The sequence below is a fragment of the Permianibacter aggregans genome, assembly GCF_009756665.1.
Lineage (GTDB): Bacteria > Pseudomonadota > Gammaproteobacteria > Enterobacterales > Permianibacteraceae > Permianibacter > Permianibacter aggregans.
Map to the genome: position 1 here is coordinate 2304323 of NZ_CP037953.1, position 26346 is coordinate 2330668.

Annotated in this window: 26 protein-coding genes; 11 read left to right on the forward strand and 15 right to left on the reverse strand. The window is 56.2% G+C overall.

Going from position 1 to position 26346, the window contains the following annotated elements; genetic code table 11:
- Positions 1-31 precede the first annotated feature (31 nt).
- From E2H98_RS10205 to E2H98_RS10220, 4 genes are all read left to right on the forward strand, one after another.
- Positions 32-916 carry a universal stress protein gene (locus E2H98_RS10205; protein ID WP_133589571.1) on the forward strand — a complete coding sequence of 295 codons (885 nt, stop codon included), beginning with the start codon at positions 32-34 and terminating at the stop codon, positions 914-916.
- Between the two features lie 214 nt (positions 917-1130).
- Positions 1131-2192: an efflux RND transporter periplasmic adaptor subunit gene (locus E2H98_RS10210; protein ID WP_133589569.1), complete on the forward strand. Its 1062-nt coding sequence runs from the start codon at positions 1131-1133 to the stop codon at positions 2190-2192.
- 12 nt (positions 2193-2204) lie between these two features.
- Positions 2205-5297: an efflux RND transporter permease subunit gene (locus E2H98_RS10215; RefSeq protein WP_133589567.1), complete on the forward strand. Its 3093-nt coding sequence runs from the start codon at positions 2205-2207 to the stop codon at positions 5295-5297.
- A 9-nt stretch (positions 5298-5306) separates the two neighbouring features.
- The gene (locus tag E2H98_RS10220; RefSeq protein ID WP_133589565.1) at positions 5307-6575 is read left to right on the forward strand and encodes a Xaa-Pro dipeptidase; all 1269 of its coding nucleotides are present in this window, start codon (positions 5307-5309) and stop codon (positions 6573-6575) included.
- 59 nt (positions 6576-6634) lie between these two features.
- Here the strand turns inward: E2H98_RS10220 and E2H98_RS10225 are convergent, their stop codons facing one another.
- Complete coding sequence (locus E2H98_RS10225) at positions 6635-7441, reverse strand: outer membrane protein OmpK (protein WP_133589563.1); 807 nt, start codon at positions 7439-7441, stop codon at positions 6635-6637.
- A gap of 121 nt (positions 7442-7562) precedes the next feature.
- Positions 7563-7958: a GFA family protein gene (locus E2H98_RS10230; RefSeq protein WP_133589561.1), complete on the reverse strand. Its 396-nt coding sequence runs from the start codon at positions 7956-7958 to the stop codon at positions 7563-7565.
- A gap of 234 nt (positions 7959-8192) precedes the next feature.
- Here E2H98_RS10230 and E2H98_RS10235 point away from each other — a divergent pair, with 234 nt between their 5' ends.
- Positions 8193-8774 (forward strand): hypothetical protein, encoded by a 582-nt coding sequence (locus E2H98_RS10235; RefSeq protein WP_133589559.1) that lies wholly within the window; start codon positions 8193-8195, stop codon positions 8772-8774.
- 54 nt (positions 8775-8828) lie between these two features.
- On the opposite strand, the gene E2H98_RS10240 is transcribed toward E2H98_RS10235, so the two are convergent.
- The 5 genes from E2H98_RS10240 to E2H98_RS10260 all read right to left on the reverse strand — a co-directional run bounded on the left by E2H98_RS10240 (position 8829) and on the right by E2H98_RS10260 (position 12881).
- The gene (locus E2H98_RS10240) at positions 8829-10082 is read right to left on the reverse strand and encodes a malic enzyme-like NAD(P)-binding protein (protein WP_133589558.1); all 1254 of its coding nucleotides are present in this window, start codon (positions 10080-10082) and stop codon (positions 8829-8831) included.
- A 139-nt stretch (positions 10083-10221) separates the two neighbouring features.
- Entirely contained in the window at positions 10222-10995 is a 774-nt protein-coding gene (locus E2H98_RS10245; protein ID WP_133589556.1) for a thermonuclease family protein, read from the reverse strand.
- Positions 10995-11210: a 50S ribosomal protein L31 gene (rpmE, locus tag E2H98_RS10250; protein WP_133589554.1), complete on the reverse strand. Its 216-nt coding sequence runs from the start codon at positions 11208-11210 to the stop codon at positions 10995-10997. Before rpmE ends, E2H98_RS10245 begins: the two co-directional genes overlap by 1 nt.
- A gap of 159 nt (positions 11211-11369) precedes the next feature.
- Positions 11370-11948 carry a DUF4202 domain-containing protein gene (locus tag E2H98_RS10255; protein ID WP_133589552.1) on the reverse strand — a complete coding sequence of 193 codons (579 nt, stop codon included), beginning with the start codon at positions 11946-11948 and terminating at the stop codon, positions 11370-11372.
- Positions 11949-11951: 3 nt separating this feature from the next.
- Positions 11952-12881, reverse strand: coding sequence for an arginine deiminase-related protein (locus E2H98_RS10260; protein ID WP_133589550.1), 930 nt, complete (start codon positions 12879-12881; stop codon positions 11952-11954).
- A 141-nt stretch (positions 12882-13022) separates the two neighbouring features.
- Between E2H98_RS10260 and E2H98_RS10265 the strand changes: the two genes are divergently transcribed.
- On the forward strand, positions 13023-15080 hold the full coding sequence (locus E2H98_RS10265; protein WP_133589548.1) for a TonB-dependent receptor plug domain-containing protein: 2058 nt from the start codon (positions 13023-13025) through the stop codon (positions 15078-15080).
- 62 nt (positions 15081-15142) lie between these two features.
- On the opposite strand, the gene E2H98_RS10270 is transcribed toward E2H98_RS10265, so the two are convergent.
- The 8 genes from E2H98_RS10270 to gshB all read right to left on the reverse strand — a co-directional run bounded on the left by E2H98_RS10270 (position 15143) and on the right by gshB (position 21730).
- Positions 15143-15622 carry a hypothetical protein gene (locus E2H98_RS10270; protein WP_133589546.1) on the reverse strand — a complete coding sequence of 160 codons (480 nt, stop codon included), beginning with the start codon at positions 15620-15622 and terminating at the stop codon, positions 15143-15145.
- A gap of 96 nt (positions 15623-15718) precedes the next feature.
- The gene (locus tag E2H98_RS10275; RefSeq protein WP_133589544.1) at positions 15719-17206 is read right to left on the reverse strand and encodes an AAA family ATPase; all 1488 of its coding nucleotides are present in this window, start codon (positions 17204-17206) and stop codon (positions 15719-15721) included.
- Positions 17207-17276: 70 nt separating this feature from the next.
- Positions 17277-17819 (reverse strand): hypothetical protein, encoded by a 543-nt coding sequence (locus E2H98_RS10280; protein WP_133589542.1) that lies wholly within the window; start codon positions 17817-17819, stop codon positions 17277-17279.
- Complete coding sequence (ruvX, locus tag E2H98_RS10285) at positions 17816-18241, reverse strand: Holliday junction resolvase RuvX (protein ID WP_133589540.1); 426 nt, start codon at positions 18239-18241, stop codon at positions 17816-17818. The genes E2H98_RS10280 and ruvX overlap by 4 nt, the downstream gene beginning before the upstream one ends.
- A gap of 14 nt (positions 18242-18255) precedes the next feature.
- Positions 18256-18822: a YqgE/AlgH family protein gene (locus tag E2H98_RS10290; protein WP_133589538.1), complete on the reverse strand. Its 567-nt coding sequence runs from the start codon at positions 18820-18822 to the stop codon at positions 18256-18258.
- Entirely contained in the window at positions 18819-19715 is an 897-nt protein-coding gene (locus E2H98_RS10295; RefSeq protein WP_133589536.1) for a TonB family protein, read from the reverse strand. The genes E2H98_RS10290 and E2H98_RS10295 overlap by 4 nt, the downstream gene beginning before the upstream one ends.
- Positions 19716-19737: 22 nt before the next feature.
- Positions 19738-20784: an FAD:protein FMN transferase gene (locus E2H98_RS10300; protein WP_157591336.1), complete on the reverse strand. Its 1047-nt coding sequence runs from the start codon at positions 20782-20784 to the stop codon at positions 19738-19740.
- Positions 20785-20794: 10 nt separating this feature from the next.
- The gene (gene gshB / locus E2H98_RS10305; protein ID WP_133589532.1) at positions 20795-21730 is read right to left on the reverse strand and encodes a glutathione synthase; all 936 of its coding nucleotides are present in this window, start codon (positions 21728-21730) and stop codon (positions 20795-20797) included.
- Between the two features lie 207 nt (positions 21731-21937).
- Here gshB and pilG point away from each other — a divergent pair, with 207 nt between their 5' ends.
- The 5 genes from pilG (at position 21938) to E2H98_RS10330 (ending at position 26344) form a co-directional block, all read left to right on the forward strand.
- Positions 21938-22342 (forward strand): twitching motility response regulator PilG, encoded by a 405-nt coding sequence (gene pilG, locus E2H98_RS10310; protein WP_133589530.1) that lies wholly within the window; start codon positions 21938-21940, stop codon positions 22340-22342.
- 60 nt (positions 22343-22402) lie between these two features.
- Positions 22403-22765, forward strand: coding sequence for a response regulator (locus E2H98_RS10315; protein WP_133589528.1), 363 nt, complete (start codon positions 22403-22405; stop codon positions 22763-22765).
- A gap of 4 nt (positions 22766-22769) precedes the next feature.
- Positions 22770-23306, forward strand: coding sequence for a chemotaxis protein CheW (locus E2H98_RS10320; RefSeq protein ID WP_133589526.1), 537 nt, complete (start codon positions 22770-22772; stop codon positions 23304-23306).
- Between the two features lie 65 nt (positions 23307-23371).
- A complete protein-coding gene (locus E2H98_RS10325) occupies positions 23372-25447 on the forward strand; it encodes a methyl-accepting chemotaxis protein (protein WP_133589524.1) in 2076 nt (691 codons plus the stop codon).
- 18 nt (positions 25448-25465) lie between these two features.
- Positions 25466-26344 carry a CheR family methyltransferase gene (locus E2H98_RS10330; RefSeq protein WP_133589522.1) on the forward strand — a complete coding sequence of 293 codons (879 nt, stop codon included), beginning with the start codon at positions 25466-25468 and terminating at the stop codon, positions 26342-26344.
- Positions 26345-26346: the final 2 nt, after the last annotated feature.

A 26346-nucleotide genomic window follows, 5' to 3' on the forward strand; every position in this document is an offset into this window, starting at 1 on the left:
CAGTGCAGGGAACAACAAGGAGCATTGAACGATGAAATCATTGAACAAAATCGCCGTTATCGCTGATTTACTGACTGCCGAACCGGCGCTTTCATGCGCGGTGGCGCTGGCCAAGGCCAGCAAGGCTGAGCTGGTGTTGTACGCGTTTGTCCACGACAGCCTCGGTGATGACGATGCCTTGCTCAGTGACAAAGAGCGCCATGCCTATCGGGAAAAGCTGATCGATGCCCGCCATCAGGCATTGGCCGTTGAACTGAAATCGGTAGCACCGAAATTCCGCCCGAATATCGAAGTGATTTGGCACAAGCGTTACCACGAATGGCTCTGCGACAACGTCAAAAAGCGCGGTATCGATCTGGTGATCAAGCATGGTCGGCCGAGCAAAAAAGCCTTCTACATGCCAAGCGACTGGCACTTGATGCGTCGGTTACCGGTACCGCTGTGGCTGGTCGATGACCGCAGTCCGGCCGAAGGTGCGGTGGTCGCTGCCATTGATGCCGGTGACAAGCGCAGCAGCCGGAAAAAGCTCGACCAGCAAGTGCTACAGACCGGCGCGCTGCTGGCGCCGCTGATGAAAGCGAAATTGAAGTCGGTTTTTGTCCGGGCCCTGCCACAGCTGCTGTTTGATCTCGACCTGGTTGATCACCGCTCCTACAAAAACAAGGCCGAAGAGCAAGCCAAGGCCGCCTCGGCCAAGCGCTGCAAGGAAGCCGGTGTCGATGATCAGGTCAGCAACAACCTGGTCGGTTTCGGCCATCCGGAAGACATGCTGCCGCGTTTGCTGCGCAAGGAAAAAGCAGCGTTGCTGGTCATGGGCACCGTTGGTCGCAAAGGCGTTGAGGAGTGGCTGGTCGGCAACACTTCCGAGCGGGTCATCGCCGATGTGCGCTGCGATGTGCTGATCATCAAAGGGTGAAAATTGCCTTGACGATGTGCTTTTAATTGCTTGATCTCACGCGCCATTCGCCCTGAATGGCGCGATTCTGTCTTTTTCTGCACATTCTCTTCGGTCCACACAATAATTCTTACAATTTAGCTGGACTATGCTTCAGGCTGGCTTTTTGGGTCTAAGCGCGATTGCCGCTTGCTACGTATAATTGCCTGATATTTCGCAAAAAATTGCTTTCCCGATGAAGAAAACGCTTCCCATTTATGCCGTGCTGGCGGTGCTGCTCGGCTATGTCCTCTGGCTCTGGTGGTCAGCCAGCAGCGACGAAAACCGTGCTGGCGGTGGCCGCAGTACCGTGCCGGTCGCCGTTCAGCAAATCAGCCAGCGCACGATGGGTGATGTCATCACTGCGCTCGGTACCGCTCAGTCGCGCGAAGGCGTGGTCATCACCTCGCAGCAGACGGGTCTGATCAAGCAGCTGCATTTCCGTGACGGCCAGGCGGTCCGCGCTGATGATCTGCTGGTCACGCTGCACGACGATGAAGAACGCGCGAAATTGCGCGAAGCCGAAGCCAAGCTCGCCGACAATCGTTCCCAGCTCGAGCGGCTGCAGAATCTGACCAGTGGCAGCGCCGTCTCGAAATCAATGCTGGAAGAAAAAGCCTACGCGGTGCAGGTCGCTGAAGCGCAACTGCAGGTAGCGCGCGCCGCCTTGGACAAGCGCTATATCCGGGCGCCGTTTTCCGGTGTGCTCGGTGCTCGGCAGGTATCGCCTGGGGCGCTCGTCACCGTCGGCACGCCGATCACGACGCTGGATAATTTAAGCACCGTCAAAGTCGAATTCACGATACCGGAAATGCAGGCCGGCAACATCGAACCGGGCTTGACGCTGGCAGCGACCAGTGCCGCTTATCCGGGCGAGAAATTCAAAGGCAAGCTGACCCATGTTGACACCCGCATCAACCCGGCGACGCGCACGCTGAATCTGTTGGCCGAAATCGATAACTCCGAGCGTCGCTTGAAGCCGGGCATGCTGATCGATATTCGCATCACTCAGGACAAGAACGAAGTGCTGGCGGTGCCGGAAGGTGCGCTGATCAGCCTGGCGCGTCAGCACTATGTGTTTGTCGTCGGCGAAGACAACATCGCCCGTCAGAAACAGATTGTTATCGGCAAACGCCGCATCGGTTACGCCGAAGTGCTGGAAGGCTTGCAGCTCGGTGAAACGGTGATTGTTGAAGGGACGCACAAAGTACGTGATGGCCAGCCGGTGCAAATCCAGGCGGCTGCTGCTGCCCTGTAACGGAGTGTAACCATGTGGTTGTCTGATACTTCCGTCAAACGCCCGGTGCTGGCGATGGTGATCAATTTGTTGATCATCACGTTCGGCTTGATGGCGTTCAATTTTCTCAATCTTCGCGAATACCCGGACGTCAATCCGCCAATTGTCTCGGTCGACACCGATTACCCGGGTGCTTCCGCCGCGATTGTCGAAACCCGTATTACCCAGATCATCGAAGATCGGATCAGCGGCATCGCCGGCATTCGTTCAATCACGTCGCGCAGCAGCAACGGCCGCTCCAGTATTTCGATTGAGTTCTCCTCCGATCGCGATATTGACGCCGCCGCCAACGATGTTCGTGATCGCGTCTCGCGTGTGCTCGATAATTTGCCGGACGATGTCGACCCGCCGGAAGTGTCGAAAGCCGATTCCGATGACAACGTCATCATCTGGTTCAACTTGTCTTCCGATACGCTGAATACGCTGGAGCTGACTGATTACGGTTCCCGCTATATCGAAGATCGTTTTGCATCGCTCGACGGTGTTGCCCGTGTGCGCCTGGGCGGCGGCAGTCGCTACGCGATGCGCATCGAACTGAATCATGATGCCATGGCGGCGCGTTCGATTACCGTTACCGATATCGAGCGGGCATTGCGCTCGGAAAACGTCGAGTTACCGGCCGGTGAATTGCGCTCCACCGATCGAGAAATGACCGCACGGGTGTTGCGCGGTTACACCAGCGAACAGGAGTTCCGTGAGCTGGTGATTCGCAAAGATGCCAACGGCCATTTGGTGCGTCTCGGTGAAATCGCCGATATTTTCCTTGGTGCCTCTGAAGACAAAATTTATTTCCGCGGTAATGGTCAGGACGTTATCGGTATCGGTATCGTCAAGCAATCGACGGCGAACACCTTGTCGGTTGCTCGCGCCGCCAAGGCCGAATACGAACGCATCAAGGAAAATCTGCCACCAAATATTCAGCTGCATGAAAGCTATGACAGCTCGGTGTTTATCGAGCAGGCGATCTTTGAGGTGTACCTGACACTGTCGATCGCGATGGTGCTGGTCATCATGGTCATCTACTTATTTCTCGGCACTCTGCGCGCCACGCTGGTGCCGGCGGTGACCGTACCGATTTCCTTGATCGGCGCATTCGCGATTCTGTGGATACTCGGTTTCTCAATCAACCTGCTGACTTTGTTGGCGCTGGTACTGGCGATCGGTCTGGTCGTTGACGACGCGATCGTGGTGCTGGAGAACATTTACCGCCGTATCGAACACGGTGAGCCGCCGCTACTGGCGGCGTTCAATGGCGCTCGCGAAGTGGGTTTCGCCGTGGTGGCGACCACGGCCGTGTTGGTCGCGGTGTTCGTGCCGATCATGTTTCTCGAAGGTGACTTCGGCAAATTGTTCAGCGAATTCGCGCTGACCATTGCGGGTGCAGTCGTGCTGTCGTCGATCACGGCGCTGACGTTGGCACCGGTGATGTGCGCGTTCCTGCTGAAATCAGAACGTAAACATTCGGCGCTGCAAGCCTGGGTTGACCGGAAAACCCAGGCGATGGAAAACGGCTACGGCCGCATGCTCGAAGAACTGATGCACCACAAAGTGCTGTTCTTTTCGCTGATTGGTTTGGTGCTATTGGCCATCGTTGGTTTGTTCAAGATTTTGCCGGCGGAACTGGCGCCGAAAGAAGATCGCGGCGGCTTTTTCATCAACGTGCTGGGGCCGGAAGGCGCGACCTACGAACACACGGTGCGCAACATCAAGGAAATCGAAACGATGTTGCAGCCTTATCTCGACAGCGGCGAATTCAATCGCTTGTTGACCCGTGCGCCCGGGTTCGGTGGCAACGCCATGAACTCCGGCTTTGTCATCGTCGGTTTGGATGATTTCGGTGAGCGTCGTAATGGTTTTACCATCGTCAACGAAGTCAACGAAAAACTGTCGGCACTGCCAGGGGTGCGTGCTTTCGGCGCCATCCGCCAATCACTCGGTGGTGGTGGCAGCACACCGGTGCAATTCGTGATCGGCGGAGACGATTACGCCCAGCTTGCGCAATGGCGTGATGTCATCATGGCACGTGCCAGCGAGCACGGCGGCTTCACCAACGTTCAGGCTGATTACAAGGAAACGCTTCCGCAATTCCTGCTGACCATCGATCACAATCGCGCGGCGGATTTGGGCGTTTCGGTGCAGGCGATTGGTGTCACGCTGCAAACCTTGTTGTCCGGGCGCCGGATGACCACGTTCAATCAGTCTGGTGAAGAATACGATGTCCAGGTTCGCGGCGAGGAAACCCAGTTCCGCACACCGGCCGATTTGCAGAACGTATACTTACGTTCGGAAAAAACCGGCGAATTGATCTCATTGTCCAATATGGTTACAGGCTATGAGCAAGCCGGTGCCAACACGCTGAACCGCTACAACCGGGTACGCGCCATTACCATCAGCGCCAACCTTGTTGATGGCTTTACGCTCGGCGCTGCGCTGGAATATTTGAACAGCGTTGTGCGTGATGAACTCAATAACGAACCGCGCGTCGATTACAAAGGTGAGTCAGAACGCTTTGTCGAACAGTCGGGCAGTACGGCATTTGTATTCGGCTTGGCGATCCTGATTGTTTACCTGGTGTTGGCGGCGCAGTTCGAAAGCTTCGTGCATCCGCTGGTGATCATGCTGACGGTGCCGTTGGCGGTACTCGGTGCCTTGATCGGTTTGCAGGTCATGGGCATGACGCTTAACATCTACTCACAGGTTGGCATCATCATGTTGGTGGGTCTAGCGACCAAGAACGGTATTCTGATTGTCGAGTTCACCAACCAGATGCGTGATGCCGGTAAAGATTTTGATACCGCGTTGATTGATGCATCGAAACGCCGCCTGCGTCCGATTGTCATGACCAGTGTCACGGCGTTGATGGGGGCGTTGCCGCTGGTGTTGGCAAGCGGTGCTGGTGCTGAATCACGTCAGGTGCTCGGTGTTGTGATTTTCTCCGGTGTCGCCTTATCGACGTTACTGACCTTGTTTGTCGTGCCGATGGCCTACAATCTGATGGCGCGCAAAACCTCGTCGCCAGAAGCGGTCAGCCGCGCCTTGCAGGATTTGCAGAAACAAGAAGCATAAGGGCAGAAAATGAAAACCAAAATCGGTATCGCCATGGCGGCGCTGTTTGCTTGCTCGGCAACGATGGCGCAAGTCACGGTGCTCAGTGCTGAACGTCTGCTTGATGTCAGAACAGGCAAGTATCAGTCAAAGCCGTTTGTCATCATTGAAGACGGCAAGATTCGCGAGATCGTTTTTGATGCGAACAAACTGCCTGCCGATGCCAAGCGCGTTGATTTGCCTGGCCATACACTATTGCCTGGTTTGATCGATATGCATGTGCATCTCGATAGTGATCCAAGTTATGGCGGTTATACCGGACTGCAATTCAGCGATCGCTTCTGGTCGGCACTGATGGTGCCGAACGCAGAAAAAACTCTGCTTGCCGGCTTCACCACGGTGCGCAATGTTGGTGCCGATGCCTGGAACGATGTTGGTCTGCGGCAAGCAATTGACGAAGGCAAGATCATCGGTCCACGCGTGATCACAGCCGCTTACAGTTTCGGCGCCACTGGTGGTCATTGCGACTCGACGTTCTTTCCACCTTCCATGAATCAGAAAAGTCCGTTCAACGCCGACAATCCAGACGAAGCGCGCAAGCGCGTGCGTGAACTGCGTAAATACGGTGCACAAGTGATCAAGATTTGCGCGACTGGCGGTGTGTTCTCACGCAACACCGAGCCAGGTCAGCAGCAAATGACTTATGAAGAAATGAAAGCTGTTGTCGACGAAGCCCATATGTGGGGTTTGAAGGTTGCGGCCCATGCCCATGGCACGGCCGGCATCAAAGACGCGATTCGCGCCGGCGTCGATACCATTGAACACGCCAGCCTGATTGACGACGAAGGCATCAAGCTGGCGAAAAAACACGGCGCTTATCTGTCGATGGATATCTACAACACCGAATACACCCAGGCCGAAGGCAAGAAGAACGGTGTGCTCGAGGACAACCTGCGTAAAGATCGGGAAGTCGCCGATGTCCAGCGCGAAGGTTTTCGCAAAGCGCATAAAGCCGGTGTCAAAATGGTTTATGGCACCGACACCGGCGTCTACCCGCACGGCGACAACGGCAAACAATTCGCCGTCATGGTTCGTTACGGCATGAGTCCGTTGCAGGCGATTCAGGCCGCGACGATAAACTCCGCCGAAGCACTGGGAAAAAAGGGTGAACTCGGCGTTATCGACAGCGAGCATTACGCCGATATCATCGCGGTAAAAGGCGATCCATTGCAGAACGTTGAACTACTGGAATCAGTACCATTCGTGATGAAAAACGGTGTCGTTTACCAGTCTCCGTGAGATGCAAAGCGGGGTCGATGGCCCCGCTTTGGCAAATAGGCTGTGTGATGACGTCTCGATCAAAAATGCCATTTGAGCAGTAGTTGCGTGACGTTCTCTCGCACACCATCAACCGCGGTTTTGTTTTTCCAGTATTGTTGTTCAATACCGAGATAGCAGCGTCCTGCGCGCGCACCGAGTTGCTGACATAAATCCCATTTCAATTGCGGGGCGGCCAGAATCCAATTGTTGGCTTTCCCTTCATTGTCCGCCCAATCGAAAAAGCCATCGAACAAAAAGTGCTGATCATCTATCGAGAATGGCAGAGCCCAGCTTAATGTTATCTGCACGGTTTCGCCGGCACGTAATGACTGACCGCTGATGGCCGATACGGTGCGGGTATCACGCCAATAGACATTGCTGCGCAGAAAGCGAAAGCCCGGTACCGACCAATCGGTGCCGATGCCGATCAGATTGGCTTCGACTTCCCGCACGGCAGGCTGATTGTGCCATTTGCGTCCGCGCTCAAGATTGCCGGCAAGATACAGGTGACGCCACGGTGCTGCATTGTCGTCACTGGTCCAGAAGCGCCAGCGCGGTGATAATTCACCGTACCATTCGTAACGACCTTTATTGGCGCCATTCAGATCTTCGCTGAAATCGATAAAGCCAAACAGGTCGCCAACTGAGCCGTTGGCCGCTACTTCATAGGTCAGCAATTGTCGATGGCTGGCGCCAAGTTGATAGTCTTTGCCGTGCAGGTAACTCAAACTGTGTCGCCAAGTTTGGGTGTCGGCGCCGAGTGTTGACGAGCACCATAACAGCGCCGTAAGCAACGCGACGCCACAACCAACACAATACCGCCAGTCACTGATGCCAGCATGCATGGTTCGTCCCTAATGGCCGACGTCTTAAATCTGTTGAACGATGGACTTTTCCGTTTGCGTTGCGCAAAAGTGAACAGCGTAAACGTTGCTAATCAGCGTAGTACAAGCGCTGTGGTTTTGCTTAATCATACAACTCGCATTGCGCTGGCATTTGTACCCACGGATGTTTGCGCTCCATGTAAACCGCGACAGTTGGTGGCGGAAAACTCGGGTCGGCAAAAACGCCAACTGGTATGGCAAGCACTTCCGGTTGCGCCAGAATCCGGTAGTAAACAATGGCGGCGCAGTGCGGACAGAAATGGAATTCGGCCGTTCCACCGCTGTCGCCGGTGCGTTGGTACTGATGGCTCTTTCCGGTTATCTCAACCGCGGATGCCGGAAAGCGAGCCTGCATACCGAACACGCTGCCGGTGCGGCGCTGACAGGCCAGGCAATGGCATACCGAAATGCGCACCGGTTCGGCGTTGACGGTTGCGGTTAATTGTCCACAGCTACAAGCAGCATGGCGGGTTTTCATTGTGCTTTCCTTGTTGTTGCGCAATCGTCTCAGCATAACCGCTTGCATTGCTCTTGCCGAGCAGTAGAATGCGCGCGCCGGCGTCGGCCGGCAATGGACCGGCTTGGTGCCTGCCAGACCGAATGACGAACGGAATCGTTGCTGCAATGTTTCCTTCCCGCTTCAACTCGTTCGTTTCGCCAATCATTAAATGAAAACAACAAAGCCTATCCGACGATAAGCTGGAGTGAAGACATGGGCAGTAAGAAGGCAATTCTTGGGGTGTTACTGATTACCCTTGCGGCTCAGGCGCAAGCGGCTGACTGGTATTTTGATTTGGCGTTTGCCCATGGTGGCGACAAATTGGCTGATGTCGAGCTGATTTATGACGACGGTGATCGGGAGAGGACCAAGATCAGTGCCGGTGGTGGCGTCAGTCTGGCCGCTGGTGGGGTGTTCAGTTTAAGTGAATCACTGCAACTGCAAACGACCATCGGTTACAAGGAAGATGGTGTGCATGCCGACAACGGCAGCGTTGCATTCAAGCGCATGCCACTTGATGTGGCCTTGTTCTACAGCGGCGACAACTGGCGTTTTGGCGCCGGCGGCAGTTATGAAACGCATATCGCGTTGCAAGGCGTTTATGGACCGCGTTTCAATTTTGATGGCACACTCGGTGGCATCATCGAAATCGATTACAAATTTACCGACTTTGTCATGATGGGTTTGCGTTACACCCGCATGCAGTATGAAGTTGATGTTGGCGGTTGGGATTACAATGAACGTTTCGAGATCAACGGCAACAATACCTCATTGCGCGTTGCATTTATGTTCTAATCTTTGCTGAAATAAAAAAAGGCGCGTTACGCGCCTTTTTTACTGCTCCGAGACTTACTTTTGTTTCGGGTAGTGCGCTGGATATGGCAATTGCGCGACACCGGTGCGTACCGCCGCAGCGGCAACCGCCGCCGGTACACGTTCGCGCAAGCGGTTATCCATCGGTTTCGGAATGATGTAATCCGGTCCGAAGGTAATTTCTTTCAGGTGCGGATAGGCTTTGTAGGTGTCTTGCTGCACTGGTTCACGGGCGATCTGGGCGATGGTTTCCACGGCAGCGATCAGCATTTCCTGATTGATGCGGCGGGCCCGGACATCGAGTGCACCACGGAAAATGTAGGGGAAGCCGAGCACGTTGTTGACCTGGTTCGGAAAATCCGAACGGCCGGTGGCCATGATGATGTCTTCACGTGCGGCTTTGGCGGTATCCGGATGAATTTCCGGATCCGGATTCGACAGCGCGAATACCAGCGGATTCGGCGCCATTTTTTTGATTTGATCCGCCGTGACCAAGTCCGGGCCGGAAACGCCAATGAACACATCGGCATCGGTCAGCGCGTCTTCCAGCGTGCGCTTGTCGGTGTTGTTGGCAAACATGAATTTGTAGGCGTTCAAATCGCGGCGCTGCGAATGCACCACACCTTGGCGGTCAACCATGTAGATATTGCTGCGGCGGGCCCCCATGCTGACCAACAGACGCATCGAGGCAATGCCCGCGGCACCAGCACCGAGACAAACAATTTTCACGTCTTCGATTTTCTTGTTCGACAGGTGCAGCGCGTTCAATAAGCCAGCAGCGATAACGACGGCGGTGCCGTGTTGATCGTCATGGAACACTGGAATATCGAGACGTTCGATCAGCGCTTCTTCGATATCGAAACACTGCGGCGCTTTGATGTCTTCGAGATTGATGCCGCCAAAGGTCGGGGAAATCCGGACGACGGTTTCGATAAAGGTCTGCGGACTTTCGGCATTGACTTCGATATCAAACACATCGATATCGGCAAACTTTTTGAACAATACGGCTTTGCCTTCCATGACCGGTTTGCCGGCCAGTGCACCGACATCACCAAGGCCCAGCACCGCGGTGCCATCGGTGATCACAGCGACCAGATTGCCTTTGGCGGTGTAACGGTAAGCGGCAGCCGGATCCTTGGCGATTTCCCGGACTGGCTCGGCGACACCCGGGGTGTAGGCCAAGGACAGGTCGGAAACGTTTTCAGTCGGTTTGGTGATGGAAATCGCGAGTTTGCCCGGCATTGGCTGCTCATGGTAATCCAGCGCGGCCTGCCGTTTGTCCTTCTGCATGATTATCTAACCTATTGAATATAAAGAGATTGGGGGAGGGAATAACGCCGTCTAGTGTAGCCATTTTACGGGCCTTGCACAGTAATGGCCCAACCAGTTTTCAGCGATATGCGCAATCCGACTAAAGCCCAATGAGGGTTCAGGGTCGGTCGAAGCCCTGGCGATGACGGATATCGAGCGTTCCCCTGCCCTGCTTCCAGTTCAGCGGTCCGCGTACGGTAATGGTTTGCCCAAGCTTTGGCAGGTTCATACCAGCATAGGCGGCACTGCCGAGCCCACGCACTTTCACCCGCACCCGACCATCAAGTTCCAGGGTCAGGACTTCGCCGCGTTGATCGCGCTGGGTGATTTTGCCGCTCAGCAATTGATAGCCAGATTCGCTGTCCGGCACCGTTGCCGCTGGCCGGGTCTGAAAGCGTGGCAGAGACCAGATGCCGCTTTTGGTTTTTCGGGCCTGTTTTTCCTTTGCGAAATAGCAGCCGAGCAGCCCGTCATTGGGTGGGAAAATGTAGGTATAGGCGAGGCCATCCTTGACCAGTTCGGCGCCGACATCGATGCCATCGGCATTGATGACCTGTACCAGCGAGCGGCCAAAGCGGTCGTATTTGTCGCGGTCATGGCGCAGCATCACGGCGCTTTTTTTTGGCAGCAGCCATTGCAGGCGCTTTTTCGCGGTCAGGCCGAAGGCTTCGGAGTTTTCCTGGTTTTCCCAGTCGATCTCCGGAGCGCCGATGGCCAGCAGCCTGAGCTTGCGGCCATCGGTCAGGCGCAACGTGTCGCCGTCGGTGACCGAGGCGACCTGGGCCGACTCGACTGGCGACGGCAACAGACAGCCATCGGCCAGCGTGGCACCGCTCGGCAGGCAGAAAAAAAAGGCGCTGATTAGCGCCTTTTTTGGGGGAATCCGAAGCATTACTTGGTCGAACGAGCGGTACCGAAACGCTTGCGGAAACGATCAACACGACCGCCGCTGTCGATGACTTTGTGTTTGCCGGTGTAGAACGGGTGGCAGGCAGCGCAGACGTCGAGGTTCAGATCGCGACCGGCTGTGGAGCCGACTTTGATCACGTTGCCGCAGGAGCAGTTCGCGGTGATTTCCGCATACTTAGGATGAATACCGTCTTTCATGATACGTCTCTCCGCGTGCCGCCGCCTGTCACCACTTGCCTGGCTCCACCCTGTTTCGGAGCCGGGTGCAGGTACCGCACGCCTTAAATAAAGGGACGCGGATCATACCGATCCTGCCCCGACCCTGCAATGCTTAAAAAATGATCAGCGGTTGCTGTTTCAGGCGCTGCTCAGCGCCGAGTTCAGCGCGGTTTGTACCTTGTCGGGTAAACGTGGCAGCGCCGCCAGGGCGGCTTGCCGGCCCTCTGCCGACATCTTGGCCCAGGTTTTCTGCACTATCGCCGGAATTTTCTCAGGCTCGGTCTTGGCCAGAAACGCGTCGAACTCGTGTTGCAGGAATACCAGGCAAGCGACGTCTTCGAGCGTTTGCGCTTCCGGGTCGGCCTTGAATCGCTCTTTGCGAATCAGCTGGCCGACTCGAGCGATAAGCGCCTGGTCGGCACCGAGTTCGGCAAGTACTTCACCGGCGCGACGGGCATGGTGTTCGGCGCAGGCTTTGCGCCAGGCGTGGTAGCCGGCGCGGTCAGCGTTGAATTGCTCGCGTGCAATCTGCCAGCGCTCCAGATGCTGAGCCCGCACCGCCAGCTGCAAGACCACCGATGCTGACGGGCAGAATGCCTGCAACTGGGCGCTCATCCGCTGGCCATACAGCAGCGCTCGCGGCTCACCATTCTCAAGTACCGGATCGGCGCTATTCAGTTGGTCAAATCGGGCCAGCGCCTGTTGCAGCAATTCCACGGCTTATCTCTTCGGCAAAAAGACTTCCGCCAGCATACAACGAGCGCTGCCGCCGCCCATATGCTCGATCGTGGTAACCGGCAAAGCCAGCAATTGGCCGTGACGGCTCAATACGGCTTTTTGCTCAGCATTGAATGCGGCCAGCGCTGAGGCTGACATGGCAATCACCTGACCACCATCCCGGTTTTGCAATTGCAGGATATTGGCACAAAACGCCTGTTCGGCCTGCGCCAGGCTGACCTCGATCAGGTCGCGCTTGTCGGCGCGCAATGCTTGCAGCACCTCGGCGCGTTGTTCGGCAACAATCGCTTCGCTGCAAACCAGCGCGAAATTCTCGCCAATGCTCATCATGACATTGGTGTGATAGAACGGCCGGCCGTGGCTGGAACAGGTTTCGAACACGATGGCCTGATAGCCGAGTGCCTGCGCATGCTGTTGCACCAGCAAGGAATCGCAGCGCTCGGAGCGGGCGGCATAGACCTTGCGGTTGACGTGATCAAAAATCAGCGCGCCGGTGCCTTCCAACGCCTGGCCTGGTGCGTGCGCAACCGAGTGCATCTCGCCGACCCGATAACCGGCATGTTCCAGGGCTGCGCGCAAATCCTGCGGCCGCACTTCGGCTTGGCGGTTACTGGTGCGCATCGGATACAGGTAGACGCGGCCATCGGGCCAGGTGCTGAACCAGTTATTGGGAAACACCGCGTCCGGCAAGGCCGGTAGCACCGGGTTCTTCGGCAGCAGCACGACATCGACACCGGCGCCGCGCAAGGCCGCGACGCTGGCGGCAAACTCGCTTGCCACCTCGCTGCGCCAGTCTTCGCCGGCCTGGGGCGGATGCTGGAACTCATTGTCGCGAGCCGTTTGCTCGTTGAAGCCAAAATCATCGGGCGGCACCATCAAAACAGCGTTGGCAGTCTGCGCTCGCTGGCTCATGTTCGGACTCCAATCCGGGAAAATCGCCGGGCACTTTACTGGTGAAGCCGCCCTGTCGCCAAGCGCATTCGGCTTGCATTCCGCTACCATAACTGTACATTTGTTCTAGACTTACGCCATCGCCGTCTGACGGACCCTTTCATGTCGCCACGCCCCGGTTTGCTGTTCGCCGTGTTTGCCAGCGGCACCATCGTTGCTGCCGAACCGGAATCGGTCGACGAGTTATTCGCGCTCGACCTGGACGAACTGCGCCAGGTGAAAGTGGAAACCGCGGCGCGCCGGGCATTGACCGCGCAAGAATCACCGGGCTCGGTCACCGTGTTCACCCGCGAGGAAATTCGTCGCTTGGGCGCCAGCACGCTCGATGAGTTACTGAATCTGGTGCCCGGTATGCGCACCTACACCTTTGTTGGCAGCGACAGTTCCGGCAAAGCCGTCGTCGAAAGTCGCGGCATTTACAACCCGAATGGTTACATGGTGCTGTTGCTGATCGATGGTCAGCGCATCAACTCGCAATACACCGGCAATTTCACCGGCGCCAATCGCTGGATTTCTCTGACGCCGTATCAGCGTGTCGAAGTGGTGCGCGGTCCCGGTTCGGCGCTGTACGGTGGCAACGCGATGTTGGCCGTAATTAATCTGGTCAGTCGAACGGAACGGGCGGAACAGGAAGCGTTCGTAGAAGTCGGCGGCTTTCAGCACAAGCGCGCCGGTGTGCAAACCGGCGACGGCAATTTACAACAATGGCATTGGCGTTTGTGGGCTGAGTGGCAGGACGACGAAGGCGACGACTACCCGAACGCGTTCGATCCACTGCGTATCCAGGACGGTACCAGCGACCCGCGTCGCGGTCGTGATCTGCAAGCCAGTGTCGGCAATGCTGAACTCGCATTGCAATTGCGCCACCATTGGCGGCGCAGTGAAGAATTTTATTTGCTTGGTCGCCTGGCCAACCCCATCAATTTCAGCGAAACTGAACAGAACAATGCCCGCCTTTCCTGGCAAAAACCGATCGACAATCTGGAATGGAATGTTGCGCTGTCATGGTTGTCGGCCAGCTGGCAAGGTTTAACGCGTTTGGCGCCGAATGGTGTACCGCCATTTTTGTCCGGCGATTTAATCGCCGGGCCTTCATTGAAGCATCATGAGTATCAAATAAGCGCTGACTTGGTGCATTACCTCGGTGCCAATGATGTGTTGAATTATGGCGTCGCCTGGGAAATCGGCCAGATTCCGCGTTCGGCCAGTTACGCCAACTACGACACCCGACCACCGTTCACCTATTTTGGTGAAGTGCGCTTGCTCGATGACGATGCCCATCGCTTGGTCGATGATCAAGATCGCGAGCTATACAGCGTTTATGGCCAATGGGATCACGCTTTTGGTGCCGGTGTGCGTTCGGTGCTCGGTGCCCGGCTTGATCAATACGATCCGGGCGAATCGAAAGTATCGCCACGCGCAGCAATTATCTGGCAGCTCCCGAATGACCAGACGTTGAAGCTGCAGTACTCGGAATCGTTCATTCCGCCCTCACAAGCCGATCAATTCATTCGCCCGTCATTGGTATTGCAACCGCCCTACACGCTGAAAGCGATGTCCGGTACCAGCAACGAACTGAGTTGGTTACACAGCACCAGCGATGCCTCGCTGGGCATCACCGTTTATCACCAGCTGATCGAGGATTTGATTGGCCGCATTCCGATCGGCGGTGGTATCAGCACGATCATCAACAGTGGTGATGTGGAATCGTCCGGTATTGAAATGGAAGCCTCGTGGCAGGTTGCTGAAGGATGGCTACTGCGTTTGAATGCCAGTCATGTCTTTGATGTCGATACCAGTAACGCACCGGCCGATTTTGCCAATAGTCGTGACTATGCCGTTCGGGATTTGTTTGCGCTGATCAATCACTGGCAAATCAGCGATCGCTGGCAGTTGGATCTGCAAGGCGTCTACGGCAGTGAGATCCCGGCGCTCGACACCGGTGATTCCTATTTGCTGTACAACCTGCATAGCCGTTTTATGCTGAGCGCGCAGTGGGAGCTATTTGCCGGCATCAAAAACATCGGTGATGAACAAAGTTACTCGGCAGAACCAGGCGCAGGACTCGGTGTCGATGCCGATGGCAATATTGTTCGGGAATTGCCGCAGCGCGGCCGGCAGTGGGTGCTGGGTTTGCGTTATCAGTTTGGTGAACGTTAAACGGCCTATACGCTAAAGCAAGCCGACACTTCCAATTATTCTGAGCGCACGGAAAACCGAGATCAGGAAACTGCACTGGCCTCATTGGATGCGCTGATCATTTTTGCCAGTGTGGCTTTATCCGGCAGCACGAAGCTTTTCTTTGCTTCGTCGGATTGCAGGGTCTTCAGGTGATAGTACTGGTTCAATAACTGATCGGCATGGTTGGCCAAATCCGGATTGCGTTGAATGAATTCGCGCCAGCTAGCGCAGCGTTGCACGCCTTGACGCGCAGACATAATCGCCAGAATCGCATAAGTGATCGTCGCGTGAAATTTTTCCGGAGCGCCCAAGGACTCAGCGTAGCGCTTCAGTGCCGCGGTGTAATGCCGCTGGGCCAGCAGCATCGGTTCACGCTGCAAAAACAAAAACGCCGCGCGCAGGTGGCCGGTATGATTGAACAGCGATTTATCCAGCTCAGCGCGCTCGAATTGGTCGAGAAAGTCACGATCGGAGAGGATCTGGTGGCGCGATAGCGCATCGGTGGTCATCGTTGGCGGCATCAGTGTTAAAAAAGGCGACAGATGATCGCATGCCGATGACGCTTGTGCCAAGTTGCAAAACGCGAATTGGTGCACGAGCCACGAAAAAAGCCTTGCTCAATCAGCAAACACCGTGCGCCGCTGTGCCCACTCGCGCAGCGTCGAGATCTGTTCGGCCATGACCACCGACAGTGGCTGTGTGCCTTGAATTGCATCCAGCAGCATTGATTGTTGCAGCGGCTGGCCATCAGCATGGGCGCGATACAGCGCCGAGACGACTGCTTGTTCAATTTCGGCGCCAGAAAATCCAGCGCTGGCATCAGCTAGCGCAGTTAAATCAAACGCTTCAGCCGGGATTTCCCGCTTGCGCAAATGAATGGCAAAAATGTCGCTGCGAATGCTGGTCTCAGGTAAGTCGACAAAAAAGATCTCATCGAAACGCCCTTTACGGATCAGCTCGGGTGGTAAGTCGTCGATGGCATTGGCGGTCGCAACGACAAAAACGCCCACTTTTTTCTCGGCAAGCCAGGTCAGCAAATGGCCGAGTACGCGTCGGCTGGTGCCGCCGTCGTTGTCATCAGAAGCCATGCCTTTTTCGATTTCATCGAACCACAATACTGCTGGTGCGACCGCTTCGGCAAGTTTCAACGCTTCACGCAAATTGCGTTCAGTTTCGCCATGATACTTGTTGTACAGCGCACCGATATCAATGCGCAGCAATGGCAAACCGAGCAAACCGGCCGTGGCTTTTGCCGCCAAGCTTTTACCACCACCTTGCACACCCACCAGCAACACCCCTTTCGGAGCTTCGAGTCCTGCTGGCGCCGCACCAGAGAAGAAACTACTGCGCTCGGTCAGCCAGCGTTTGAAAATACGTAGACCGCCGACTTCGGCAAATTTCGCCGTTTCGTACTCGAATGAGACGGCGCCTTGCATATCGAGCAAATCGAATTTGGCGCGATTGATTTCCGGCAATTCCGATTCGGTAATGGCGCCATCATCGTAAATGATATTGCGCACCAGCCGGCGCACATCATTTTGCGACAAGCCAGTCAGCAAACGTGTCAGTTTATCGAGCACGGCTTTGTCGCTGCGCACTTTCTGGTTATGGGTTTGGCTGTAGCGTTGTGCTTCCTCAATGATCAACGTCCGTACTTCCTCACTCGATGGCAGGCGCATTTCAATTTTCGCGGCCAACCGTTTCAATTCCGCTGGCACATCAAAGGCATGGGAAACAAATACCAGTGTGCGCGGCACCCGTTCATGGCTCAGCACAATTTCTTTCACCAGACGAATCAGCGCCGGCTCATCAAAGTACGGGTGAAAATCGAACAGCACGTAAATGCCGGGCGTTTTGCTGCTGCGAATATGTTCCAACACTCGTCGTGGTTCAGTGGTGTCGCTGGTATCCATCGCTTGCAGCGACAAATCCTGGCGAGTCAGGCCGCTGACCACACTCCAGCTGTACAGCGCCTTCGGTTGGTTACGAATGGCCTGACGCAGCAAGCCGAGCGCCCGCTGTTCTTCGCGCGTTTCCAGCACGATCAGCGGCGATTCGCAGCGCAGTAACAGCGAAATATCGTGCAAATCCTGGGCTTCGGTCATGGTCTATCCGGCTTTCATTACGGCGAAAAGGCGGGCTATTGTGCCGAATTGTCGCGCGGCTTTCGAGTGCTCAACCGAAGCGAAAGTGGTATCTGGCTGGATAGGCCGCTAGCAAGCTTTGCCAGGCATTTGGCTGATCATGACAGCCGGGCAAGCCCGCTGGATGGGCGATTCGGCTGACGATACCCCAGTCATCGAGCAGGGGTATGGCCGCAATGACATGGGGTGGCAGTTCCGGTGTCAGGAATTTCGAGGGTTGTGGCCGAAACGGCAGCGATTGTTCGAAGGCACAGAACACACGCGGTGGGGTTTTGCCGAATTGCTGGCGATAGCGGAACAACCAGCACAGAAGCCCGAATACGCCATCGTTGTCACTGCTTAATGCATTGACGCTGTGGTCGAAGCCGAGCGATTCCCCTACTACGATCAGATTTTTGCCAATGGACGGTTCTGCGCTAACTACCCACAACGCCTCGTCGAGAATTTTCATGACCGGCAATTGACGGTTATCGGCTTGCAGCCATTGTCCCGGCGCTATGCGTTGCGGCGCATTGGCAAATGGCAACTGATAAACAGCACGGCCATCAGCCAGCGTATCGATTTTATTCATCATGGCGTTTCGGGATGTTCAGCGAAATATTGTTGCAACATCAGTTCCGCCGACAGGCTGTCGACCGATTGCGATTGCAGGGTTTTGTAGCCGCCGTAATCGAACAATTGCTGCCGTGCTTCTTTACTGGTTACGCGCTCATCAACCGGCTCAACTTTTAAACCAAAACGGCCATGCAAACGGTTCATGAATTTGCGCGCGTTTGGCGTCACCGATAAATCCTTGCCGTCCATATCGAGCGGAATACCAACGAGCAATAAATCCGGTTGCCATGTTTTGAATAATTTTTCGATTTGATGCCAATCCGGCTGACCGTCGCGCGCTGCTAAAGGCGATAACATTTGACTGGTGCCGGTGGCCACCGTACCCACGGCAACGCCGATGCGTTTCAGGCCAAAATCAAAAGCGATGATGCGTTTCGGCAAGAGCTAACACTCGTTCAGGCGTGACCGGCTGAGCCGGATAATTGGCTGATATCAAAGCCGATCAGACGCATCGCCGCTTCCCAGCGTTTTTCAATCGGGATATCGAACAAAATGCGCGGTCGTGCCGGCACCGTCAGCCAGGAATTGTCGAGAATTTCCTGCTCCAATTGACCGGCGCCCCAACCGGCATAACCGAGCGCGACGATCGCCTCGGCGGGACCTTCGCCGCGGGCCAGGGCTTCGAGAATATCCTGTGAGGTGGTGATCGCGACATCGCGGCTGATCGCCCAAGTGCTTCGCCACTGCGTTTCCGGTTTGTGCATGACAAAACCGCGATCGACTTGTACCGGACCGCCGACCATTAACGGCTGCGGTAGCTCGACAATAATTTCCATTTCCAGATGCGCGAGCAATTGTTGCACGGTCATGTCCGATGGCCGGTTGATTACCAGGCCCATGGCGCCGTCTTCATTGTGCTCGCAGAGATAGGTTACCGAACGGGAAAAATTCGGGTCGTTCAAACTTGGCATCGCAATCAATAAATGATCGCTGTAAGACTGAAACTCGCTCGCTTCGCTCATCGGCTGCTGAATCCATGCTCCGGTTCGAATCGCCATTGCCGGACAATTTGCAGAATGTCCGTGGTTTTGCGGATTTCCGGCGGCAATGGCGGGAATGGGGAAGCCAGCCGGACGATGCGCAGCGCGGCATCGTCGAGCAGTTTGGAGCCGGAACTCTCGAGAATTTTCACTTCGCGCACGGTGCCATTCGGATTGATGTCGACGCGCATGACCAGCTGACCAAACAGCGCCCGGCGCTTGGCTTCTTCAGGATAGTTCAGGTTGCCGATGCGCTCCACCTGCCGGCGCCAGGCATCAAGATAAACGGCGTCGGAAGCGCTGGCCGTACTCGGCGCCACCAAACGGGTGCGCGGCTTCTTCGCCTCCATTTCATCCTGGGCAGCGAGTTCGGCGGTCAGCGAGGCGATTTGCAGACTGCGGGCAACCATCGTTGCCGTTTGCAGATTCTGTTGCTCGGGTTTGGTTTCATCCTGCGGATCGCTTTTCTCGGTTTTGTCCTTGGCATTCTGAGCGTCGACAATACGCTGACGCGCCGCCTGCGCGACCCGCCCTCCCTCCACCGGCATCGCCACCGCTTGCGGTACCGGTGCCGGCATTTCCGCTTGCGCCGAGCTGCGCGGTGGCTTGGCTTTTTCGCTTTCGCCACCGCCTTTTTGGTTGGCTTGGGCGAGAAAATCCGCGTCTTTTGGCCGCTCCTTGCTGAAATGCTGGGCGAGCACGACGTCGAGCGACAGCGGTGCTTTCGGCTTCAGGAATTCCTCACCGACAAAACCGATGCCGAACAGCAGCAGCGCATGCAGACAGCCGGACAGGAACATCGTGAAGGTCATCCGGTCGGCACTGCCGGGGGCGGAGTCGCTGTTCAATACGATTTCGGCAGGAGTAACAGACATTACAGCTCGCGGTTAGGGTAATTCACGGAATGATCTGCCAATTGTCGCCGTCCGGCTCCATTGGCTCAAGTCGCGCGGCCAGCGCCGATGTGACCTCAATCACACCGTCACCACGAATCACCAGCGCCAGGTCGATTTGCATCCGGCGGGCGACGCTGCGCCAATCGCTGCCGGCAATCAGCAGTGCTTTACTGGCCGCTTGCAAGCGTTCGCCATCGGTGCCCAGCACCGTCGTCGCCAAGTTGCCCTCAGCCGGGTTGCCGGTGCGCGGGTCGATGATATGGTGCGCGCTTTGGCCCTTGTCAGTCTGGTGTCGGCGCGCATAAGTTCCGGACGAGAACACTTGTTCGCCATCGTAAAGGTCCAGTGCCGCCACTGCCTGCTTACCATCGCCACCGAGCACGGCTATTCGCCAATGCCGGTCCGGCAGCGCTCCGAGCACGCCAATGTCACCACCAATATTGACCATTGCCCGTTGGATGCCCTGGCTGCGCAAGTCGGCCAGCAGTGCATTCAAGGCATAGCCTTTGGCGATGCCGCCGAGATCAAGTTGCAGGTCAGGGTGAGTGCTGATCAGCCTGCCTTGCTCGTCCCAGCTCAAGTCAGCCATCTTGGGCAAACGGCTGGGGTCGATCGCGGCGGGTGCCGCCGCAGGCGCGTTCGGATCATGGCGGGCAAATCCCCAGGCGGCGATGCGCTTGCCCAGGGCGGGATTGAATAAGTGCTCACTATCGATAGCCAGCTCGCTGCTGCGTTGGATAAGGCCAGCCAGATCGATGGCCACCGGTACTGGTTCGCCGGTCGCCAGTGCGGCGTTCAGCGCGGTCAACTCGCTCGGTTCCCAGAAATGCCAACGTCGGTGCCATTGGCCGAGCTGGGCATCGGCGCGGCGGAACAGCTCCTGGGCCCTGGCCTCGGAGGCGTCGGCCAGTTTGATCTCGATGACGGTGCCGAAGTGATACAGCGTCGTGGCTTGCGGCGGCGGGCTGTCAGGCGTGCAGGTTGCCAGCGCCAGCACCGCCATGGTTAGCGCCAGTGGCAGAAGTAAGTAGCTGCTTCGCAAGCTCATGCCTGGTTCCTTACCAAAGCCCGGCCAGAAATTCGCCGGCCAGATCGCGGCCGGTAGCTTTGGCGATTTCGCGCAGGCAGGTCGGGCTGGTGACGTTGATTTCGGTGACGTAATCACCGATGACATCGAGCCCGACAAAGCGTAAGCCGCGCTTCATCAGCTCCGGCGCGATTTGCTCGGCCAGCTCCTGGTCGCGTTTCGACAAGGGCTGCACGATGCCGCGGCCGCCGGCGGCCAGGTTGCCGCGCGATTCACCGGCCAGTGGGATGCGGGCCAGGCAATGGTCGATGACCTGACCGTTCAGGATCAGAATGCGTTTGTCGCCGTCGGCAATTTCTGGCAGGTAGCGCTGAGCCATGATCATCTGGGTGCCGCCGTTGGTCAGTGTTTCCAGGATGCCGGTTATGTTCGGATCGCCGACTTTCAGCACGAACACGCCACGACCACCCATGCCATCAAGCGGCTTGACGACGATATGCTGCAATTCCAGCAGAAACGCCCGCAGGCGCTTGATATCGCGGGTAACCAATGTCGTTGGCGTCAGGCTTGGGAACCAGGCCGCGAACAGCTTTTCATTACAATCGCGGATGCTGCGCGGGTCGTTGATCACGCGCAGGCCCTGGGCCGCCGCCAGTTCCAGCAAATAGGTCGAGTAGAGGAATTCCTGATCGAAAGGCGGGTCTTTGCGCATCAGCAGGTAATCGAAACGGCTGAGCTCGCCGTCGCTGTCGCCGATTGCTTCGAACCAGACCTGGTCACGGTCATGCACCCGCACTTCGATGGCCCGGCCAAACACCTTGCCGTCGCGCAGGTAGAGATCGCCCTGGGTCAATACCTGCAGGCGTTCGCCACGGGCTTGTGCCGCCAGCAACAAGGCGAAACTGGTGTCCTTATAGGGCGTGATCAGATCGATTGGGTCCATCACCATGGCAAGCTGGCGCGGCATGACTACACTTCCTGTTAGGTTGACTGGAGGTCGATTGTAGCGCTTCGGCTTGTATATTGTGCTTCAAGTTCGTGCGCTAAGTACTTCACGAATAGGCAAAAACCAGCTTGGAAGCCTGACTTGCCTGTGATACAAAGCAGGTTGGGAGTCGACCGGACCCCCAGCGATTGTCGCCCTACACCTGCCCTTGCGGAGAGCTTAGCGGCTATGGAATTGGAATTTAACGGCCTCAAGGCCATGATCATCGACGACAGCAAGACCATTCGTCGTACTGCCGAAACCTTGCTGAAAAAAGTCGGTTGTGAAGTCATTACCGCCGTCGATGGCTTTGACGCGTTGGCGAAGATCGCCGACCATCGGCCGGACATCATTTTTGTCGACATCATGATGCCGCGCCTTGATGGCTACCAGACCTGCAGTCTGATCAAACGCAACCGGACGTTCAAAGAAACGCCGGTCATCATGCTGTCATCAAAAGATGGTTTGTTCGACAAGGCCAAAGGCCGTATCGTCGGTTCCGACCAGTATCTGACCAAACCCTTTTCTCGCGACGAATTGCTCGGCGCGATTCAGCGTCACGTCGTCGAAGCACGTGCGGTGACGCAACACTGATTTTTTCGATTCGTATTAACTGCACTGATCGGCCATGCGATCAGTTTATGGGGGAAGTAAATGGCAACGATATTAATCGTCGATGATTCGCCAACCGAAACGCATCTGCTGCGGGAAATGTTGGAGAAAAACGGTCACACCGTAATCACCGCCGAAGACGGTGCGCTCGGCGTCAAAGTCTGCAAAGAACAAAAACCCAATCTGGTGCTGATGGATGTCGTCATGCCGAACCTCAATGGTTTCCAAGCAACGCGTCAACTGACCAAAGATCCGGAAACTGAACACATTCCGATCATCATCGTCACCACCAAAGACCAAGCCACCGATCGACTCTGGGGCTTGAAACAAGGTGCCAAGGATTATCTGACCAAGCCGGTTTCTGAAAAGGCATTGATGACCACGGTCAATTCCCTGTTAGGTTAAAAAGATGAGCGAAGTTGTCGACCCGTTTCGCGTGCTCGCCGAGCTGGATGCGCGCTATCGTCAGGAAGGCGTGGTTCAGACCGAACAGCAGCAATCCGATCAATGGAGCGGCATCGCGTTTGAATTGAATGGCGTCCGTTATGTCGCGCCACTCGGTGAAGTCACCGAGATCATGCACATGCCGCAGGTGACGAAAGTGCCAGGTTCGCGCGCCTGGCTGCGTGGCGTTGCCAACGTCCGCGGCTCCTTGTTGCCGATTGCCGACTTACCGATGTTTTTCGGTTTTCAGCGTCCAGCGACTGGCCGCCGCCAACGAGTGTTGGTGGTGGCGCAAGATCAACATCAAATCGGCATCATTGTCGATGATGTGTTCGGCCTGCAGCATTTCGAACTTGATCACCGCATTGATGACACCGTCAATGTCGATGAAACCTTGCGCCCTTATGTGCTCGGCGCCTTTACCCGTAATGAAGAAGTGTGGCCGGTATTCAGCCCGGTGGCACTGACCCGTCATAGCGGTTTCAAACAAGTTTCGCTGTGACTTTTTTTAACGATTGACGAACCATCGTCAGTCAGACAATAGCAACAAGCAGTCGGGGAATAAACATGAACGCTCCAGTGAAAGGTCCCTTGAGCGGCGAACGCCAAAGTACCGGCATCGGCGGATTGGTCACATTGCTGATCCTCGTTGCGGTCATCGGTGGTGCCAACGTCTTTTGGGGTAACATCGAAGATCAGCGCGACAGTCTGCGTATCGCTCGTGCCGAAGAGCTGCGGGTATTGTCGCAGCAGTTGTCAAAGTCGGCCTCGGAAGCGGCGCGCGGTAACGAAGCGGCGTTTGCCCAGCTCGATCAGACCAAGACTCAGTTCGACGGTTACTTCAACACGCTGGCCAACGGTAACCCGCGCGATGAGATCCTGTTTGGCGGTCTGCCTCCGGCCAGCGAAGCCATTCAGAACGACCAAATCAAACGCACCCGACAGCTGTGGGATGAGGTCAAGGCCAACTCCGATGCCGTGTTGAAAGCCAAGGACGTCGTGCTGGACCTGCATGGCGTGGCTAACGATTTGGCCCAGAACGTTCCCCAGTTGCAATTCGAATACGAAAAAGTCGTCGACATTCTGGTCGACAGCAATGCGCCACCGGATCAGGTGCGTCTCGGTCAGCGTCAGGTCTGGTACGCCGAACGGATCATTCGCTCGATTCAAAAAGTACTGGCCGGCGGTGAAGATGCACCGCTCGCGGCCGAAAACTTTGGTCATGACGTCGACCTGTTCGGTGAAACGCTGAACGGCATGCTCGACGGCGACCCGGTCATGGGCGTGCGTCAGGTCACCAACAAAGAAGCCCGTGACGCCTTGAACGAAGTTGTGACGATTTTCTCCGGCGTTAAGGAAAACGTTGGCTACATCATTCAGTCCACTTCCGAGTTGTTCAAAGTGCAAGACGCTTCGAACAAGATTTTCGTTCAGTCCACGCAGTTGCTGACCAACTCACGCGAATTGGCCGAAGCCTTCCGTAATTCTTCCGACACCCGGATTTTCGGTGGTATCTACATCACCATCGGCGCCGGTGCGCTGTTTATCGTTTTGATCGCGGCGTTGTACATCCGCACCCGTGCCCGCGAGCAGGAGCGTCTGCGTGAGCAGGAAGCCGTGGCCGAGCGCGAAAAACTGCAGAACGAACGTAACCAGGAAGCGATTATTCGATTGCTGGAAGAAATGGGCGATCTGGCGGAAGGTGATTTGACCGTTAACGCCACCGTTACCGAAGACTTCACCGGTGCGATTGCCGACTCCATGAACTTCGCGATCGACCAGCTGCGTACCCTGGTCGGCACGATTCAGGGCGCGGTAACGCGTGTGTCCGCGTCAACCGACGAAACCCGTCAAGTGGCGACCGAACTGGCGCAAGCCTCGCGCAACCAGGCGCAAGAAATTACCGGTGCTTCGGCGGCGATTAACGAGATGGCGGTGTCCATCGAACAAGTATCGACGAACGCTGCCGAATCGGCACAGGTCGCGGAGAAGTCAGTACAAATCGCGAAAAACGGCGCCGAGGTCGTGCGTAACACCATTCGAGGCATGGACACGATTCGTGAACAGATTCAGGAAACCTCGAAGCGGATTAAGCGTCTGGGTGAATCGTCACAGGAAATCGGTGACATCGTCTCGCTGATTAACGACATTGCTGACCAAACCAACATTCTGGCGCTGAACGCGGCGATTCAGGCGGCGATGGCCGGTGAATCGGGTCGCGGTTTCGCGGTCGTTGCCGACGAAGTTCAACGTCTGGCGGAACGTTCCTCGAACGCGACAAAGCGAATCGAAGCGCTGGTCAAAACCATTCAGACCGACACCAACGAAGCGGTTATCTCGATGGAAAGCTCCACCGCCGAGGTGGTGCGCGGGGCTCGCCTGGCGCAGGACGCCGGTGTTGCTCTGGAAGAAATCGAACGGGTATCGGCCGACCTGGCGGAATTGATTCAAACGATTTCCAACGCGGCGCGCCAACAGGCGGCCTCGGCCGGCCATGTATCGAACACGATGCATGTCATTCAGGAAATCACGAACCAGACCTTGCACGGTACCCAGGTCACCGCGCAGCAGATTGGCAAACTGGCGGAACTGGCTGACGAACTGAAGTCGTCGGTATCCGGTTTCAAATTGCCGGGGCGCTAACGCTGACGAGAGCCGGCGATGCAAGAGGCAGTGGTAATGCATGCAGCACCGGAAATGGCGGCCGCGGAGTTTGCGCGCTGGCAGAAACTGATTGAAGTGCGTACCGGCATTCATTTGCCGACGCATCGCAAAACGTTTCTGCAGCAGGCGCTCTTGACCCGCATGCGCGAGTTGCAGCAAACCGATTACAACAAGTATTTCGTGTCCTTGCGCGATGGCGCGCAGGCGGCGATTGAATGGGCTTGTCTGGTCGATTTGTTGACGGTGCACGAGACCCGCTTTTTCCGGCATCCGGAAAGCTACGATCTGGTGCGCAGTTTTTGTCGCAACCTGTTGCAGCGTGAACCGGATTCGCGTCAGCGCAGCGTGCAAGTGTGGAGCGTCGGTTGCAGCACCGGAGAAGAGGTCTACAGCCTGGCGATGCTGCTGCAGGAATTGCAACAAGAGACCGGGCCGTTTTATTTCGGCGTTACCGGAACCGATATCAGCTATCCGGCGCTGGCGAGCGCGCGTGAAGGCATTTATCACCTCCGGCGTCTGGTGGGAATTTCCGAGGAACAGCGCGCAACGCATTTTCAGGCGTTGGGCGATGATTATTTTCAGGTGGTGTCGCCACTGCGGCAGCGTACCTGCTTCGTGCAAGGCAATGTCAATGACATTCGCCTCGCCAAACAGCAGATGTTCGACATCATCTATTGCCAGAACTTGCTGATTTATTTTCAAAACGATAAACGGCGCGAATTGCTTAACGGCTTATGTGAGCATTTGCGACCGGGCGGCATATTGGTGTTGGCGCCGGGCGAAGTATTGCGCTGGCAACATCCCGAAATGATGCGCATTGATAACAAGCAGTGTCTGGCATACAGCCATCGCGGTGATGGCCGCGTAGCGGAGTAGGC

Excerpts from the sequence above, each read along its gene's own strand:
- E2H98_RS10270 (WP_133589546.1), bottom strand. The coding sequence starts at position 15,622 with ATGCCGCCAACGATGACCACCGATGCGCTATCGCGCCACCAGATCCTC.
- E2H98_RS10265 (WP_133589548.1), top strand. The coding sequence starts at position 13,023 with ATGTCGCCACGCCCCGGTTTGCTGTTCGCCGTGTTTGCCAGCGGCACC.
- E2H98_RS10315 (WP_133589528.1), top strand. The coding sequence starts at position 22,403 with ATGGCAACGATATTAATCGTCGATGATTCGCCAACCGAAACGCATCTG.
- E2H98_RS10295 (WP_133589536.1), bottom strand. The coding sequence starts at position 19,715 with ATGTCTGTTACTCCTGCCGAAATCGTATTGAACAGCGACTCCGCCCCC.
- E2H98_RS10290 (WP_133589538.1), bottom strand. The coding sequence starts at position 18,822 with ATGAGCGAAGCGAGCGAGTTTCAGTCTTACAGCGATCATTTATTGATT.
- E2H98_RS10330 (WP_133589522.1), top strand. The coding sequence starts at position 25,466 with ATGCAAGAGGCAGTGGTAATGCATGCAGCACCGGAAATGGCGGCCGCG.
- rpmE (WP_133589554.1), bottom strand. The coding sequence starts at position 11,210 with ATGAAAGACGGTATTCATCCTAAGTATGCGGAAATCACCGCGAACTGC.
- E2H98_RS10225 (WP_133589563.1), bottom strand. The coding sequence starts at position 7,441 with ATGCATGCTGGCATCAGTGACTGGCGGTATTGTGTTGGTTGTGGCGTC.
- E2H98_RS10275 (WP_133589544.1), bottom strand. The coding sequence starts at position 17,206 with ATGACCGAAGCCCAGGATTTGCACGATATTTCGCTGTTACTGCGCTGC.
- gshB (WP_133589532.1), bottom strand. The coding sequence starts at position 21,730 with ATGCCGCGCCAGCTTGCCATGGTGATGGACCCAATCGATCTGATCACG.
- E2H98_RS10245 (WP_133589556.1), bottom strand. The coding sequence starts at position 10,995 with ATGCTTCGGATTCCCCCAAAAAAGGCGCTAATCAGCGCCTTTTTTTTC.
- E2H98_RS10210 (WP_133589569.1), top strand. The coding sequence starts at position 1,131 with ATGAAGAAAACGCTTCCCATTTATGCCGTGCTGGCGGTGCTGCTCGGC.
- E2H98_RS10220 (WP_133589565.1), top strand. The coding sequence starts at position 5,307 with ATGAAAACCAAAATCGGTATCGCCATGGCGGCGCTGTTTGCTTGCTCG.
- E2H98_RS10325 (WP_133589524.1), top strand. The coding sequence starts at position 23,372 with ATGAACGCTCCAGTGAAAGGTCCCTTGAGCGGCGAACGCCAAAGTACC.
- E2H98_RS10320 (WP_133589526.1), top strand. The coding sequence starts at position 22,770 with ATGAGCGAAGTTGTCGACCCGTTTCGCGTGCTCGCCGAGCTGGATGCG.
- E2H98_RS10215 (WP_133589567.1), top strand. The coding sequence starts at position 2,205 with ATGTGGTTGTCTGATACTTCCGTCAAACGCCCGGTGCTGGCGATGGTG.
- E2H98_RS10260 (WP_133589550.1), bottom strand. The coding sequence starts at position 12,881 with ATGAGCCAGCGAGCGCAGACTGCCAACGCTGTTTTGATGGTGCCGCCC.
- E2H98_RS10300 (WP_157591336.1), bottom strand. The coding sequence starts at position 20,784 with ATGAGCTTGCGAAGCAGCTACTTACTTCTGCCACTGGCGCTAACCATG.
- pilG (WP_133589530.1), top strand. The coding sequence starts at position 21,938 with ATGGAATTGGAATTTAACGGCCTCAAGGCCATGATCATCGACGACAGC.
- E2H98_RS10230 (WP_133589561.1), bottom strand. The coding sequence starts at position 7,958 with ATGAAAACCCGCCATGCTGCTTGTAGCTGTGGACAATTAACCGCAACC.
- E2H98_RS10280 (WP_133589542.1), bottom strand. The coding sequence starts at position 17,819 with ATGATGAATAAAATCGATACGCTGGCTGATGGCCGTGCTGTTTATCAG.
- E2H98_RS10205 (WP_133589571.1), top strand. The coding sequence starts at position 32 with ATGAAATCATTGAACAAAATCGCCGTTATCGCTGATTTACTGACTGCC.
- E2H98_RS10240 (WP_133589558.1), bottom strand. The coding sequence starts at position 10,082 with ATGCAGAAGGACAAACGGCAGGCCGCGCTGGATTACCATGAGCAGCCA.
- E2H98_RS10235 (WP_133589559.1), top strand. The coding sequence starts at position 8,193 with ATGGGCAGTAAGAAGGCAATTCTTGGGGTGTTACTGATTACCCTTGCG.